A 14,588-nucleotide genomic window follows, 5' to 3' on the forward strand; every position below is an offset into this window, starting at 1 on the left:
CCCAAGAGGTGATCCATGGCTAAAACTAATTTCCAGTACGAAAAGCGGCAGAGGGAATTAGAAAAAAAGAAAAAGGCGGACGAGAAGGCCAAGCGCAAGCTTGAAGCCAAGACCACGCCTGGCGGTGAAGACAATGAGACGCCGGACGAGGATGACGCCGAGGAAGCGAAGCCGGAATAGGCAACTCGGCAACTGAGCATCCCGGCCGCTGGCGCAGGCAAGCCGCGCCAGCCTGGCGCCGGGATTGCCCGCCGGCGCATCGGGCCGGCGAGCGGCCGGCAACCCTACTTTTTGTTCACCTGGCGTGCCGTGTCATGGTACTGCCACAGCACATTGACGATCTTCCACTCGCTGCGCTGGTTCTTATACAGATGCATGTAGTCGATCCACTCGTCAGCGCTCAGCTTGACGGTTGCCACGCGCTGGTCGACATCGAGGATCTTGATGTCCACCCGTGGCTGGGCCGGGAACTTGCCGCCGTCCTTGTTGTAGGTCCGCGCCACCTTGACCATCGTGTCGTAGTCGGTATGCATGATGAATTCGGAACCGTCGGCCGCCTGCCAGTAGGTGCGCTTGGCGAGTTTGGGATCGAGGCCGCGTTCCATGCGCGCCGGATCGGCCTTGTGTTGCGACTCGATGTAGTCGCGCACTGCGCGTTCGATCAACTGATTATCGGTGGCGTCGCCCGCCTGCGCCATCAACGGCGCCACGGCGCATAACAGAAACAGTAAAGAGCGTTGCATGGATACCCTTCAGTGGTCAGTGACTTGACTTGAGCACGGGAACAGACCAGCCGTTCCCATGCAGTTTGTGCTCCTTGGACATCAGGGCGGTCAGGCGCCGACAGCGATCTTTTCCTCCTCGTGATCCTGATCCTTGTCGCTTCCCTTGAACCAGCGCGCCGCGCGCTTGCCCAGGCTGTCCAGGTAGGTGTACGCCACCGGCACCACCACCAGGGTCAGCAAGGTTGAGGTAATCACCCCGCCGATCACCGCGCGTCCCATCGGCGCCTGCGATTCGCCGCCGTCGCCCATGCCGATCGCCATCGGCAGCATCCCGAAGATCATCGCCAGGGTCGTCATCAAAATCGGACGCAGGCGCACCTGGCCCGCTTCCAGGATCGCATCGTGCTGGTTCTTGCCCTCGCGCTGGCCGTGGTTGGTAAAGTCGACCAGCAAGATCGCGTTCTTGGTCACCAGTCCCATCAGCATCACGATCCCGATCACCGAGAAGATATTCAAGGTGCTGCCCGTCACCAGCAGGGCAATCAGCACCCCGATCATCGACAGCGGCAAGGACACCATGATCGCGATCGGCTGCAGGAAGCTGCCGAACTGCGAGGCCAGCACCAGGTAGATGAAGATCACCGCGATCCCCAGCGCCGCGCCGGCCGCCCCCATGGTTTCGGCCATTTGCTCGGCGTCGCCGCCGACATCGAAACGCACGCCGTCGGGCAGGACGATGCTCTTCATGGCCAGCTTGACGTCGCCGTCGACGTCGCCGGTGGGACGCCCTTCGGCGCTGGCGTAGATCGCCACGCGCCGTTCCAGCGCCTGGCGCTTGAGCACCTGCGGGCTGGTCGAGGGCACGAATTCGACCACCTGGCGCAGCGGCACCATCACCGGATTGCCTTCGGCATCGCGCTTGGTCGACGCCACCGACAGGTCGGCCAGGTCGGCCACCTTCTGGCGCCCCGATTTGGGCAGTTGCACGTTGACATCGTAGTTCTGCCCGTCCGGCGCCAGCCAGCGGCTGATCTGGTCGCCCGCCACGAAAGGCCGCAGCGCCAGCCCGATCTGCTGGGTCGACAGTCCCAGGTCGCTGGCCAGCTCGTTGTTGATCTTGACGATGGTGGCCGGGTTGGCGCCTTCCTGGCTGTATTCCAGGTCGGCGATGCCTTTGATGGCGCGCATCTTGTCCATCAGCTGCTGCGCCACGGCGTCCAGCTTGGCTTCATCCTGGCCCAGGATCGCGATGAAGATCGGCTTCCAGCCGACCGACATGGTGATCCCGGCGATCGGTTCGAGGCGCGCGCGGATCAGGCGTTCGACTTCCTTCTGCGAGCGGCGCTTTGTCTGGTTCACATCGGTCAGTTTCAGGTTCATCTGGGCCGTGTGGCGGCCGTTGTCGGTGCCGACGGTGGTGATGGCGCTGTCGATTTCCTTGAATTCCTTGAGCGCCGCTTCGACCTGCTGCATCTTCTGGTCGGTGTATTCCAGGCTCGATCCGACCGGGGCCTTGAACTGCATGTGGATGTAGCCGTCGTCGGTTTCGGGGAACATCTCGCCGCCGATCATCGGCATCAGGGCCATGCTGCCGACGAACAGGGCCAGCGCCAGCGCCAGCGTGGCTTTGCGCCAGCGCAGCGCCAGTTCCAGCACCTGGCCGTACCAGACGTGCAGGCGTTCGATGCCGTGCTCGATCTTCTCCATGCCGCGCCCCAGCCACGGCACGTACTTGAAGCGGTCCTTGACCGGATCGCGCCACACCGACGAGAGCATCGGGTCGAGCGTGAAGCTGACGAACAGCGACACCATCACCGCCACCGCCACCGTGATCCCGAACTGCAGGAAGAAGCGCCCGATGATGCCTTCCATGAAAGCGACCGGCACGAACACGGCCACGATCGCAAAGGTGGTGGCCATCACCGCCAGCCCGATTTCGTTGGTGCCGTCGTTGGCGGCCTGGGTGTGGCTCTTGCCCATGCCGAGGTGGCGCACGATGTTTTCGCGCACCACGATGGCGTCGTCGATCAGCAGGCCGATGCACAGCGACAGCGCCATCAGGGTGAGGAAGTTGAGCGTGAAGCCGAAGAACTTCATGGCGATGAAGCTGGCCAGCACCGAAATCGGCAACGTCAACCCGGTGATGATCGTGCTGCGCCACGAGTGCAGGAACAGGAACACGATCAGCATGGTCAGCACGGCGCCTTCGATGATGGTGCGCTTGACGTTGTCGAGCTGCTTTTGCACGCGGTCGGACTGGTCTTCGATGATCTTGAGGTGGATATCGGCCGGCAGGGTGGTGCCGAGGGCGGTGATGGCCTGTTTGATGGCGGTGCCCACTTCGACCACGTTGGCATCCTGGACCTTGGTCACTTCGAGCGTGATGGCGCGCTTGCCGTTGATGCGCGAGATCGAGGTTTCTTCCTGCTCGCCGTCGATCACGTCGGCCACCTGGTCGAGGTACACCGGGCCGCTGGCGCGGCGCGCCACGATGATCTTGTTGAAACCGCGCGCATCCTTGATCTTGCCTTCGATGCGCACCAGGCGCTCGGCCGCGCCGTAAGCGATATTCCCGGCCGGCAGATTGGTGTTGGTGCTCTGGATCGCGCGCAGCACTTCGTCGACGCCGATGTTCTGGCTGGTCAGGCCGTCGGGCCGGATGTGCACCAGGATCTGGCGGTTGGTGGTGCCGTGCACGCGCACCTGGCCCACGCCGGCCACGCCCTGCAGGCGCTTGCTGATGACCTGCTCGGTCAGGGTCGACAGTTCGCGCAGGTTGCGCGTGTCGGACATCAGCGACAGTTCGACGATGGCGCGGCTGTTGTCGCCTTCTTCACGGACGATGAACGGTTCCTTGGCTTCCTTCGGAAAGCCGGGGCGCGCCAGGCCGATCTTGTCGCGCATGTCGGTCATGGCCTTGTCCATGTTGGTCGACAGGTGGAATTCGACCTGCACGCCGGCCCGGCCCTCCCAGGAATTGCTGCGGATTTTCTTGACGCCGCTGACGGTGTTGATGGCTTCTTCGAGCGGGCGGGTGACGTCGTTTTCCACCTGTTCGGGCGAGGCGCCGGGGTAGTTGACCTGCACCCAGGCGAACGGAATCGAGACGTTGGGCATGCTTTCCAGGCCCAGGCCGCGGTACGAGAACACGCCGAGCACCACCAGCGCCACCATCACCATGGTGGCGAACACCGGATTCTTGATACTGGTTGTTGTGATCCACATGGCGTCAGCCTTTCGGGGCGGCGGTGGCGGACGGCGCGGCCACGGTGGCGGGCGGCTCGCTGAGCTTGACCTGGCTGCCGGGCTTGACCGCATCCAGCTTGGCGGTGATCACGCGCGCACCGGGTTCGAGCCCCTCGGTGACTTCGACCATGCCGTCATCTTCGTTGCGCAGGCCCAGGGTGACCGGGCGCGCGACCACCTTGCCGGATTCGACCACGTAGACCACATCCTTCTGCTGGTCCTTGCGCAGGGCCGCGAACGGCAGCAGCGGGCGCACGGCGGACTTTTGCGTGGTGATCGATCCCTTGGCGAACATGCCGCCGCGCAGGGCGCTGTCGGCATTGTCGACACTGATATAGACCAGCATCGCGCGCGAGCCGGTTTCGGTGGTCGGATTGATGCGCGCCACCTTGCCGAGGAAGCTGCGGGCCGGGTAGCCGTCGACCCGGAACCTGACTTCCTGCCCGATCTTGACGCGCGGGATGTCGGAGGCCGGCACCTGGGCTTCCAGGGTCAATTGTTGCAGGTTGACGATGGAAAACGCCGCCATGTCGGGCGAGAGCTTGTCGCCGGCCTGCACATGGCGCTTGCTGACCACGCCCGCCAGCGGGGCCCGGATCACCGTGTCGTTCAAGGCGATGCGCGCCAGGTCGAGCTGGGCCTGGGCCGCGCGCACGCTGGCGCGCGCCAGCGCCACGCTGTTGTCGGTGGTGTCGTAGGCATTCTGCGAAATGTACTTTTGCGCCAGCAAAGCGCCGCTGTTGGCGTTGTTCTTGGTGGCCATCGACAGGCGCGCAGTCGCTTCGTCGAGCGCGGCCTGCTGCTGCGCCAGGCGCGCCTTGTGGTCGGCCTGGTCGAGCCGCGCCAGCACTTGCCCGGCCGCCACGGTCATGCCTTCCTGCACGGTTGTCTCCAGCACCTGGCCCGAGACCTTGGACTTGACGGTGGCCTGGGTCAGCGGCGCCAGCGAGCCCGACAGCGGCATGTTGATGCTCAGGGCGCCGGCGGCGACCGCCGCCACATCGGCGCGCGCCAGTTCATATACCGGCTCCGCCTTGGCGGCAGCCTTGGCATCGGCCGCGGCCGGCTTGGGAGCGGCCAGGGCGAACCAGGCGCCGGCGCCCACGGCGACGATCGCCACGCCGAGCGCGGGGGCGCGCCAGCGAGGCTTCTTGAGGATGGGCTGGGCCGGCGCGCTGGGCAAGGTCTCGAGTTTCATGGTGGCTTGGTCTTCTTCTGGTCGGTCGGGCGGGTGGCTGGTTCGGGAGCGCGGCCGCTCCGTCCTGGGGGCAGGATGGAGGCAGGTGCGCATGTTGTCACTATAGAAAATCGGCGTCCCGGCCGCACGCCGAATGCGACAGACCGCCGTTCCGGCACGACAAACTGCAAAAAAACCCGACAAAGCGCAAATTTTGCTGATAAGAAACAATTCTGCCGGCCTTCGCTTTGCGTGCGCGCAAACGGAACCGAACCGGCGTGGTCAGAATGGGTCTAACCATTGATTCAAGATAGGGGCCGGCCTTGGCACCGGTCTTGGCCACAACGAGATGAAGGGATTATCGTGAGTGCTGACACCCCTGCCCAAACGGGCAGTTTCGAGCCGGAAGGACCGGGACGCGAAGCGCTCGACGTCCTGTACCGCTTCGTCGCTGCCCTGGAACTGGCGCCGACGGTGGCTGTTCACAGCACCGACCGCAACGGCATCGTGCGCTACTGGAACCATACCTGCGCCGACGTGTTCGGCGTTTCGGCCGAGGAGGCGGTCGGGCGGCCCCTGACCAGCCTGGCCTCGCACCTGGACCGCGAGGAAGATTTCAAGAACACCCTCGAATCGGTCTGGAAGACCGGCCGCACGGCCCCGCCGCGCGACTGGCACATCCGGCGCCTGGACGGCGCCGATCGCTGGCTGTACTCGACCCACTTCCCGGTGCTGCGCGACGGTGTGCCGCAGCAACTGTTCTGCATGGAAGTCGACATCAGCAGGCGCAAGGTCGATGAGGCCGAACTGATCGAAGCGGGCAGCAACTTCCGCCAGCTGTTCGAGCGCTCGACCGACGCCATCGTGCTGATCGAGGGCAACAACATCATCGACGCCAATCCGGCCGCGCTGGTACTGTTCCACTGCGCCGGCAAGCAAGACGTGGTCGGCAAGACCCTGCTCGATTTTTCGCCCGAGGTCCAGGCCACCGGCGAAACCTCGATCGTGGCCGACGCCGCCCTGACGGCGCGCGCCTTCATCGATGGCAATCACCGCTACGAGTGGGAATACGCGCTGCCCGACGGCACCCATTTCTGGGCCGAGGTGCTGCTCACCTCGGTGACGCTGGACCATGAATTCCTGTCTTACGCGGTGCTGCGCGACATTTCCCCGCGCAAGGCGGCCGAGCACGCGCTGGCCATGGCGGCGCGGGTGTTCGAAAAATCGCGCGACGCCATCCTGCTCACCGACCGCCACTACCGGGTGATCGCGGTCAACCAGGCGTTCAGCGTGCTGACCGGCATCGGGGCGGACGAAGTCATGGGCGGCGAAGTGCCGGGTTTGCATTCGGGCATGCACGAACCCTCGTTCTACCAGCAGATCTGGGACTTCGTGGCGGTGCACGACCACTGGGAAGGCGAGGTCTGCTGCGTGCGGCGCGAGGATGAGGATGTGCCGGTGTGGGTCGCGGTCACGGCGATCCGCGACAGCGCCGAGCAGGTCTCGAACTACATGGCGATCATGACCGACATCACCGAGCGCAAGCGCGCCGAGGAGCAGACCCGCCATCTGGCCGAGCACGACTTCCTGACCGACCTGCCGAACCGCGTGCTGTTTCTCGACCGCCTGCAGCAGGCGCTGGTATCGGCGCGGCGCCAGCACAGCAAGGTGGCGGTCATGTTCCTCGACCTCGACCGCTTCAAGGGCATCAACGACAGTTTCGGCCACCACGTGGGCGACGCCGTGCTCAAGGAAGTGGCCACGCGCCTGACCGGCTGCGTGCGCGGGGTCGATACGGTCAGCCGCCAGGGCGGCGACGAGTTCGTTGTCATCCTGGCCGACATCGGCGGCGTCGACCAGGCCGCCCACGTGGCCACCAGCGTCATGCACGCGGTGGCGCAGCCTGTGCGCAGCAACGGCCACTCGATCAGCCTGTCGGTCTCGATCGGCATCGCCATCTGCCCGGAGGACGGGCTCGACGTCGACACCCTGCTGCAACATGCCGATGTGGCCATGTACCACGCCAAGCAGAACGGGCGCAACGCCTTCAGCTTCTTCAATGCCGACATGAACGCGCACGTCATCGAGCGGGTGCAGATCGAGAACGAACTGCGGCACGCGCTGTCGAACCAGGAGTTTTTCCTCGAATACCAGCCCGAAGTCAATATCGCGACCGGTCTGACCATCGGCGTCGAAGCGCTGCTGCGCTGGCGCCATCCGCAGCGCGGGCTGCTCATGCCGCACCAGTTCATCCAGGTGGCCGAAGAATGCGGGCTGATGGTGCCGATCGGCGAGTGGGTGCTGCGCCAGGCCTGTTCGCAGGCGCGCGCGTGGCGCGATGAAGGCTGCCCGGTGGGGGTGGCGGTCAATTTGTCGGGGGCGCAATTCCTGCATGGCGGGCTGGTGCACAGCGTCGATGAAGCCCTGCGCCTGTCCGGGCTGGCGCCCGAATTTCTCGACCTCGAGATCACCGAAAGCGTCATCATGCGCGGCGACGACGCCACCGTGGCCACGGTGGCCGCCTTGCGCGAACGCGGGGTGCAGCTGACGATCGACGACTTCGGCACCGGGTATTCGAGCCTGAGCTTCCTGCGCCGCTATCCGCTGACCAAGCTGAAGATCGACCGCTCGTTCGTGGACGAAATCCCGGAGCACGACACCACGGCCAATCTGATTCCGGCCATCATCGCGGTGGCGCGCAGCCTCAAGCTGCGCGTGATCGCCGAGGGGGTCGAAACAGCCGAGCAGCTGATGTTTTTACAGCAGCACGGCTGCGACGATTACCAGGGCTATTACGCCAGCATGGCCTCGACCGAGCCCGACCTCAAGCCCCGCCCTCGCTAGAGCCTGCCTTAGCAGATCGGAGTCGCTGCTGGCGCGCCTGTCACGCGGGGGCGGCGTTGTTCGTCGTTGCATGGCTGGCCATGCGGCCTCCTCACGCCTTGCCCGCGCGTGCCAGGCATCACCATCCGCTTCCCCCGATCTGCTAAGCCAGGCTCAGCCTGCGCGGTCCGTCGAACAGGCGGACCCGCGCCAGCACCTGCCCGTGGTCGGAGGCCTCGGGCAGTTCCAGCACCACGTGGTCGTTCAGGTACACCACGTCGACCACCTCGCCGATGGCGTTCGGCAGGGCGGCGTTGAATTCTTCGGACACCAGAATGTGGTCGATGGTCGTGTAATGGCTGTCGTGCACGATAGAAAAACCCACGTGGCGCAGATGGTCCTGGCGCTGCTGCAACTGGTAGGCGTCGAACATGCGGTCGCCCAGGGTGTTGCCGTTGCCCAGCACGAGCATGGTGGTGACCGCATCGGCCACGTCGTTGAAGTCGCCCAGCACCACGCGCGGGCGCTGGTTTTCCTTGGCCAGCTGGCTTAAAAACACGCGCAGGGCCGCCGCTTCGGTGCCGCGCCGGATCAGCGAACGCAGGCAGGCCAGCGCGTACAGCTGCGGGTCTTCGCTGCTGTCGCCGTTGCGGTAGTCGGGCCGCTTGGACTTGAGGTGCACCACCACCACATCGACCGTGCAGTCGGGCGAGACCATCACCGGCGCATGGATCACGGCGCGCGAAAAGCGGTCGGCCTCGCGGCTGCCGGGCGGCAGCGCCACGCCCTCGGGGAAGTGCAGGTGCGCCACGCCGGGCGCGGCCAGCGGCAGGCGCGACACCAGCGCCACGCTCGGCGTGAGGCGTTCGGCGGCCGGATCGGGATCGAAGCCGACGTGCAAGGCGTCGCGGTAGTTGCGGGTGCGCGCCAGCGCGTCAAGCAGGGCGGCCTGCGAAAAAATCTCCTGGAAACCGATCACGTCGGCGTAGAGCAGGTCGATCTGGCGCGCGGTCCAGTTCAGCTTGGCCTCGTATTGCTCCGGCGTGGAGGGCAACAGATTGTCGTACAGCTGCACGCCCGGCGGGGCGAGGTTGTACAGGTTAAACGTGGCAAAGCGAATTTCTTGCTGCATAATAAGAAACTCCTCAATGAACGTTTAGCGTATCACGCATGGCCAAGAAAGAGCACATTTCCGAAACACCGGCGACGCAGTTCCTGCGCAAGCACCGGGTCGATTTCTCGGAACACCCGTATCCGTATGAAGAACATGGCGGCACCGCGGTCTCCGCGCGCGAGCTCGGCGTGCCCGAACATACGGTCGTCAAGACCCTGGTGATGCAGGACGAGGCGGCCAAGCCGCTGATCGTGCTGATGCACGGCGACTGCAAGGTCTCGACCAAGAACCTGGCGCGCGCGATTGCCTGCAAGTCGGTCGAACCGTGCAAGCCGGAGGTGGCGCAGCGCCATTCCGGGTACCAGATCGGCGGCACCTCGCCGTTCGGCACCCGGAAGGCCTTGCCGGTGTATGTGGAAGAAGGCATCCTGGCGCTGGACAAGATCTACATCAATGGCGGCCGGCGCGGCTATCTGGTCGGCATCGCGCCGCAGGTGCTGGTGGCGCTGCTGGCGGCGCGGCCGGTGATGTGCGCGCTGGAAGAGTAGGCCGATGCTCCGTCATGGTCGGCCGCACCCGGCAATGGAATACTTTCATTATTGAAAATACTCGCCGCCATCATCGTTCTGAAAATGTCATATTTTCACAAAAATACGTCATATTATTGCAAATAATGCATGAAAATGTGAGAAATCACGTGCTCAAAAGTTAGCTCGGTCCAGTCCGGCAGGATAATATGCACCCAAGATGCATATGTATGGATCCTGAAACGCTGAACCGGAGTTGATATGAGACGTCTGTTGAACTACCTGGCAATCCTTGCCCTCACCAGCGGGGTGTTGACCGCATGCGGCGATAACACCGGCGCATCCGGCCCTGGCCGCGCAGCCGGGGCGGACACGCCGCCGCCTGTCGTCAGCGCCCCTGCCGCCGATGCGGCAGGGGCCGGCGTGATGAGCGGAGGCGGCGCCAACGTCGCCGACAGCGCTGCCACCGCCAACGCCACCACGGCCGAGCCTGGCGCCGCCCCGATCGCCAACGCCACCACCATGGGCGTGGCCGCCGCTGCCTCGACCACGCAATGGACATTTTGCGCCAACGAAAACAGCAGTTGCGTTTTCAATGGCAACCAGAGCGTGCGCTATGGCGCGGGCGAGCGCTTCGTCAGCAAGACGCTTGGCTGGGGTGCCGCGTGCAACAGCGCCACCTTCGGCGATCCGGCGCCGGGCGTGGCCAAGCATTGCGAAGTCACCAGCACCTGGAAAGCATGCGGCGTCGAGGGCGCCCAGTGCGCCTTTACCGATACGCGCACCGTGCGCTTCGGTTCCGGCACCAGCTTCATGAGCAAGACGGCGACCGGCGGCCTGGCTTGCAACAGCAATGTCTTCGGCGATCCGACGCCAGGCATCGCCAAGCGCTGCGACAGCGCCCCTGTCACATGGACCTTGTGCGCCACCGAAGGCGGCCGCTGCAATTTCAGCGGCACCAATGCGGTGCTGTTCGGGGCGGAGGGCAGGTATTACACCTATACCAAGACCGATGGCGTCGATTGCGCCGTGGGTCCCGCCATGGCCAACCCGGCCCCGGGTCTGGTGAAAAACTGCTATATCCCCGGCGCACCGATTGCCGACGCCACGCCACCGCTTGCCGGCGATCCGCGCATCGGCAGCATCCAGCTGGCGCAATCGCAGTTGTTCGACAGCGGCGACAGCGCCCTGATCCTGATTAACAGCAAGGCGGTGATGGTCAAGGTCAACGCCCTGAGCAACAATCCAGCGGTGGCCAAGCCGGACGGCAAAATCCAGGTCAAGGATGCGAACGGCAATCTGCTGCGCGAGATCGCCTTGAGCAAACCTGCCGGTGCGCTGCCTGCCAGCGTACCCGTCGTGCCCGACAGGAACACCTCGTACATCGGCATCGTGCCCGCCGACCTGGTGCGTCCCGGCCTGCGCCTGAGCGTGGTCCTGTCGAATGGCCAGAGCATGACCATCAATCCAAGGGTGGGCGGCGGCGTGCCGATGGACCTGGTCGTGATTCCGGTCCAGATCGGTAGCTCGGTCGGCAAGGTCGTCAGCAATCTGCGCGACTTCGTGCAGGACCGCATTCCGGTGTCGGCCGTGAACCAGACCGGCCGCGCGCCGTATGTCTCGTCGCGCGTGACCCGCCTGCCTGCCACCGAGGCGGAATGGAGTACCGCGTTTGGCAAGATCCTGGGCGAAATCGGCGATTTGCACCGTCTGGAAGGCGCCAACAATCGCCAGCATTATTTCGGCATCATTCCGAAAGCCAGTTACGGCCTGGCCGGCCTGGCCTATGTGCCGGGCACCGCCGGCGTGGCCGCCGATATTCCGTCGATGAACGAAGACGGCTTGCGCGGCATCGTCGTCCACGAACTGGGCCACAACTACCGCCTGAACCATGCCGCTTGCGGCGGCGCCGGCTCGCCGGACCCGAAGTATCCCTACCCGAACGCGCAACTGGGCACGGGCAACCATTACACCTGGGGCTATCTGTTCAGCCGTGGGGCATTCTTCGATCCGCGCAGCACGAAAATCCATGACATCATGAGTTATTGCGGAGGCAGCACCTTTTCGGACTACAACACCCATCTGATGCAGGCATTCTTGACCCCGGCTGACGCGCTCAGAATGTCGGCGGCGAGCGCCGCAGCGCAGGACCTGGTGCTGATCAGCGGCCAGATCAGCGGCGACAAGGCCAGCCTGTCGCCACTGAAATCGTTCGTCGGCCGTGCCAGCCTGCCGGCCAGGGGCGAGTACACCTTGCGCATCGTTACTGGCAAAGGTACGCTCGAGTATCCGTTCGCCACCTTGGTGGTCGACCATGCCGACCAAGCGACAGCGCACAACTTCAGCTTCGCGATTCCGAATCCGGGGCCGATCGTCGGTATCTCGGTGCTCAAGGGCATGGCCAAGCTGATGCAGGCGAGCGCCCGTCCGGTTCCGGAGAACAATGTCCAGGGCCAGGCAGCGGTGGTGCAGGTGCGCGAGCAAGCCGGCACGGTTCAACTGAACTGGGATCGCGCGAGCTATCCGTACCTGACCGTGACCGTGGTGAACGATGCCGGGCGCTCGACCCTGGCGCAGGATCTGCAAGGGGGGAGCGCGGTCTTGTCGCTCGGTCCCTTGCCGGCCGGTGGCGCGTTCGAATTGAGCCTGTCCGATGGCGTCAATTCGGTGCTCGTCAAGCAGCCGCGCGCAAGCGCGGCCGAGTAAGCCGGGCGATTAACCCGTCGTAACAGAAAACGGCCCACAACCGAGAACCTGGCGCGCGCGATTGCCTGCAAGTCGGTCGAGCCATGCACGCTGGTGGCGCTGCTGGACGCGCGCGCGGTCAGTTGCGCGCTGGAAGACCAGGGCGCCGGTGAGCGGCGGCCCTGGTCAGGCGCTTGGTGCGAACGCGGCGCGCATCGTGCCTAACCACTGACTGGTCCACTCCAGCGCAAGCGCGGAAAACTGGTTGTTTTCCGGCGTGCCGCCCAGGACGATACCCATGAAAAAGCATTCGGCAGGGCGCATGCAGTCGGGTTTCAAGGTGCCGAGCTCGCCGATCGGCACGCGGCGCGCGGCGGCGATCGTGCCGAGCAGGCCGGTGGCTCTGTCGGCGTAGGTCGAGCCATCCACCCGTCCCGCCTTGAGCGCCGCGATCAGCGCCGGTACTTCGCGCGGCGCGGATGACAGGACTGCCCAGAGATCGTCACGAATGGGCAGCAGGTTGGCGCCGCCCAGCCTGGCGCCGCGCAGGATGGCGCCGCAGACATCGGCGCTGCGCAGGTCGGCGCGGCTGAGGTCGGCGTTGCTCAGATTGGCATCGCTCAGGTCGGCGCCGCGCAAGTTGGCATCGCTCAGGTTGGCGCCGTCCAGGTTGGCGCCGCTGAGGTCCGCTCCGCTCAGGTCTGCGCCGCTCAGGTTGACGCCGCTCAGGTTGGCGTCGCGCAAGTCGACGCTGGTGAGCTCGGCGTAGTACATGGTGGGGTCGCGCAGCGGGTCCCCGCTCAGATCGGCGCCGCGCAGGTCGGTCTCGCGCAGGTCGGCGCCGCGCAGGGCGGCGTCGTTCGCGCGCGCCGCGGCCAGTGCCTCGGCCATCGTGGCGCCATCGACCGCATGGGTAAACACCACGACGCGCGACCAGCGATTATATATCTCGATTGTCATTGGTACCGCCCGTCAGGAGTAGCGGTACGGGCTGCCGGTGAAGTCATCGTCGTCCTCATCGTCGTCATCGTCTCCCTTGAACACCATCGGGCCGTCCATGGTGACGCGCACGCGCTCGCCGTCCCACTGCATCCAGGGCGTATTTTCGCTGCCCGGCTCCGAGGTCTGGCCCGACGGCCCCAGCGAGATCTGGTCGCCGTCGATGATGGCCGTGCCGATCACGTAGGTGTACACGCTGCTATCCCTGGCCGCCTCGCTGCCGTTGAAGTCAAAGGCGCATTCGACCACTTGCTCGCCGTACTCCATGCGCATGACCGGCTTGAGCGAGGCCACCGAGACCGCGCCATTGCCCACCGCCGAGTAGACGCTGAACACCAGCGCCACCCGTCCGCCCGAGAGCTGGGCCAGGGCCGGATTGACCTCGACCGTTTCGGTGGCCGGCTGCTTGGCCGAGGCCACCTTGACGTCGCCCATGTGATGCACGAAAGGCGCGCTGTCGAAGGCGTCGGCGCGGTCGGGCGCGGTGATGAATTTCATGCGGCCGTCGGGCAGCAGCAGGCCGACGCGCAGGTCGAGGTCGTCGTTGTCGCTATTGCTGTCGCCGTTGTCCTGCCAGGTGGCGCGCACCACCAGCTTGTTGGGCGCGCCCGCGCCTTTGACCAGCGAGACCACATGGCGTTCGCCGGGCTTGGTCAGCGTGACCTTGGACAGCGACACCTTGGGCGCGGCCGCTGGCGCCGGTGCGGCCGGTGCCTTGGCGCCGGTATCTTCCGCGCCGCCGTAATGGGCGAGCAGGGCCGACAGGCCGCCGGCAAAGCCCTGGCCAACGGCGCCGTAGCGCCAGGTGCCGTCGCGCAGGTACAGTTCGCCCACGATGACCGCTTTTTCGGTGTCGAAATCGGCCCCTGAAAAACCGAAGCGCGCCGAGCCCAGGGTCATCGCGCTGTGCCCGAGGCGCTTCATGTTGCCCTCGCCGTCGATGGAGGCGGCGAACACCAGGCGCTCGATGCTTGCCGGCAGCCGGGCCAGGTCGATCGCGAAGATGCTGGCGTCGCCGCGCGTGTCGTACTTGACGGCATCGGCGGGACTGGCCGTCTGGTTAAAGAAGATCATGAAGCGCTCGTCCGACAGGCGGCTGTCGGCGTCCAGTCCGAAGCAGGCCACGTCGATCACCAGCCCGGCCGGCGCCATTTCCACTGTCACGTTGAATGGTCCGGAGCAGCCAATGTCGGCCAGCTTCCCTTTTTGTCCGCGTCCTATCTCGTTCATCTGTTTCATCCTCGAAAGTGGGGGTAGCAGCTGCGATGCCGGGTGGCGCCGGCAGACGCCAT

Annotated in this window: 10 protein-coding genes; 4 read left to right on the forward strand and 6 right to left on the reverse strand. The window is 65.2% G+C overall.

Going from position 1 to position 14,588, the window contains the following annotated elements; translation table 11 throughout:
• Positions 1 to 15: 15 nt before the first annotated feature.
• Positions 16 to 180 (forward strand): hypothetical protein, encoded by a 165-nt coding sequence (locus F2P45_RS07445; protein WP_166872202.1) that lies wholly within the window; start codon positions 16 to 18, stop codon positions 178 to 180.
• Between the two features lie 104 nt (positions 181 to 284).
• On the opposite strand, the gene F2P45_RS07450 is transcribed toward F2P45_RS07445, so the two are convergent.
• From F2P45_RS07450 to F2P45_RS07460, 3 genes are all read right to left on the reverse strand, one after another.
• Positions 285 to 743 (reverse strand): nuclear transport factor 2 family protein, encoded by a 459-nt coding sequence (locus tag F2P45_RS07450; protein WP_166872206.1) that lies wholly within the window; start codon positions 741 to 743, stop codon positions 285 to 287.
• Positions 744 to 833: 90 nt separating this feature from the next.
• Entirely contained in the window at positions 834 to 3,950 is a 3,117-nt protein-coding gene (locus F2P45_RS07455; protein ID WP_166872209.1) for an efflux RND transporter permease subunit, read from the reverse strand.
• A gap of 4 nt (positions 3,951 to 3,954) precedes the next feature.
• Positions 3,955 to 5,169 (reverse strand): efflux RND transporter periplasmic adaptor subunit, encoded by a 1,215-nt coding sequence (locus F2P45_RS07460; RefSeq protein WP_166872212.1) that lies wholly within the window; start codon positions 5,167 to 5,169, stop codon positions 3,955 to 3,957.
• A 342-nt stretch (positions 5,170 to 5,511) separates the two neighbouring features.
• Here F2P45_RS07460 and F2P45_RS07465 point away from each other — a divergent pair, with 342 nt between their 5' ends.
• Entirely contained in the window at positions 5,512 to 7,992 is a 2,481-nt protein-coding gene (locus tag F2P45_RS07465) for a sensor domain-containing protein (RefSeq protein WP_166872215.1), read from the forward strand.
• A gap of 142 nt (positions 7,993 to 8,134) precedes the next feature.
• Here F2P45_RS07465 and F2P45_RS07470 read toward each other — a convergent pair whose 3' ends face one another.
• Entirely contained in the window at positions 8,135 to 9,103 is a 969-nt protein-coding gene (locus F2P45_RS07470) for an endonuclease/exonuclease/phosphatase family protein (protein WP_166872218.1), read from the reverse strand.
• A gap of 38 nt (positions 9,104 to 9,141) precedes the next feature.
• On the opposite strand from F2P45_RS07470, the gene F2P45_RS07475 reads away from it, so the two are divergent.
• Together F2P45_RS07475 and F2P45_RS07480 are read left to right on the forward strand one after the other, a co-directional pair.
• The gene (locus F2P45_RS07475; protein ID WP_166872221.1) at positions 9,142 to 9,633 is read left to right on the forward strand and encodes an aminoacyl-tRNA deacylase; all 492 of its coding nucleotides are present in this window, start codon (positions 9,142 to 9,144) and stop codon (positions 9,631 to 9,633) included.
• Between the two features lie 240 nt (positions 9,634 to 9,873).
• Entirely contained in the window at positions 9,874 to 12,318 is a 2,445-nt protein-coding gene (locus F2P45_RS07480; RefSeq protein WP_166872224.1) for a M66 family metalloprotease, read from the forward strand.
• A 165-nt stretch (positions 12,319 to 12,483) separates the two neighbouring features.
• Here the strand turns inward: F2P45_RS07480 and F2P45_RS07485 are convergent, their stop codons facing one another.
• A complete protein-coding gene (locus F2P45_RS07485) occupies positions 12,484 to 13,257 on the reverse strand; it encodes a pentapeptide repeat-containing protein (protein ID WP_166872227.1) in 774 nt (257 codons plus the stop codon).
• 12 nt (positions 13,258 to 13,269) lie between these two features.
• A complete protein-coding gene (locus F2P45_RS07490) occupies positions 13,270 to 14,526 on the reverse strand; it encodes a TerD family protein (RefSeq protein ID WP_166872230.1) in 1,257 nt (418 codons plus the stop codon).
• Between the last annotated feature and the right edge of the window lie 62 nt (positions 14,527 to 14,588).

The sequence above is a fragment of the Massilia mucilaginosa genome, assembly GCF_011682145.1.
In the GTDB taxonomy this organism is placed as follows: Bacteria; Pseudomonadota; Gammaproteobacteria; order Burkholderiales; family Burkholderiaceae_D; genus Telluria_A; species Telluria_A mucilaginosa.